The 1,237-nt window shown below is 68.4% G+C and carries 1 protein-coding gene; it reads left to right on the forward strand.

Annotation, left to right across the window (positions count from 1 at the left end; genetic code table 11):
- Nucleotides 1–48: 48 nt before the first annotated feature.
- Nucleotides 49–1,203 carry an IS30 family transposase gene (locus AVL48_RS30785; RefSeq protein ID WP_061982370.1) on the forward strand — a complete coding sequence of 385 codons (1,155 nt, stop codon included), beginning with the start codon at nucleotides 49–51 and terminating at the stop codon, nucleotides 1,201–1,203.
- Nucleotides 1,204–1,237 lie beyond the last annotated feature (34 nt).

Genomic DNA, 1,237 nt, shown 5'->3' on the forward strand with positions numbered 1-1,237 from the left:
CTTGGGTTCACGGGGTCGTTGCAACACTGATTGTGGTTGGAGGTTGTGATGGCTGGTCGTGTGCCGTTGGGGCGGGCTGTGCGGGTGTGGTTTTGGAAGGAGGTTCGGGCGGGGCGGGCTGTGATGCCTGCCTCGGTGGCGGCGGGTGTGGCGCAGGAGACCGGTCGGCGGTGGTTCGGCGAGGCTGGTGGGGTGATCGGTAACGCGCCCCGTGAGCTGGGGACACGGTATTTGTCGGTGGAGGAGCGGGAGGAGATCTCTCGTGGCCTGGCCCGGGGCGAGGGGCCGCGGGTGATCGGGCGGAGGCTGGGCCGGGCGGCGTCGTCGATCAGCCGGGAGATCAACAACAACGGTGGCGCGGGCCGGTATCGGGCTCATGTGGCGGAGGCGGCGGCGCGGGAACGGGCGAAGCGGCCGAAGACGGCGAAACTGGCCGATCCCGGCAATGCCGGGTTGCGGGACCATGTGCGGGAGCGGTTGCTGCGGCGGTGGTCACCGGAGCAGATCTCGGCCAGGCTGGTGAGCGAGTTCGCCGACTGTCCGGAGATGCGGGTGTCCCACGAGACGATCTACCAGTCGATCTATGTGCAAGGCCGGGGTGCGCTGCGCCGCGAGCTCGCGGCCTGCCTGCGGACCGGGCGGGCGCTGCGTAAACCCCGCCGCCAGGCCGAGGCCCGCACGCCGCGGATCCCGAACATGGTGCCGATCAGCCAGCGCCCGGCCGAGGCCGAGGACCGGGCCGTTCCCGGGCACTGGGAAGGCGACCTGATCCTCGGCGCCTCGAACAAGTCCGCGATCGGCACCCTGGTCGAGCGCAGCACCCGGTTCTGCCTGCTGCTGCACCTGCCCGACGGCCACGACGCCGTCGCCGTCCGCGACGCCATGATCACCGCCATCCGCACCCTGCCCGACCAGCTGAAACAGTCGATGACCTGGGACCAGGGCACCGAGCTGGCCCGGCACGCCGAGATCACCCTGGCCACCGACCTGGACATCTACTTCTGCGACCCGCACTCACCCTGGCAGCGCGGCAGCAACGAGAACACCAACGGCCTGCTCCGCCAATACTTCCCCAAAGGCACCGACCTCTCAGTCCACAGCCCCGATCAACTCGCGAAGGTGGCCGCCGAACTCAACAACCGCCCCCGCAAAACACTGGAATGGCTTACACCCCAAGAGAAACTCAACATGCTACTGTCCTAAATAGAGCATGTTGCGACGACCGCATGAATCCGCC

This window comes from Amycolatopsis regifaucium, assembly GCF_001613935.1.
GTDB lineage: Bacteria > Actinomycetota > Actinomycetes > Mycobacteriales > Pseudonocardiaceae > Amycolatopsis > Amycolatopsis regifaucium.

Coding starts and splice junctions, on each gene's coding strand:
- AVL48_RS30785 (WP_061982370.1), top strand. CDS start 49: ATGGCTGGTCGTGTGCCGTTGGGGCGGGCTGTGCGGGTGTGGTTTTGG.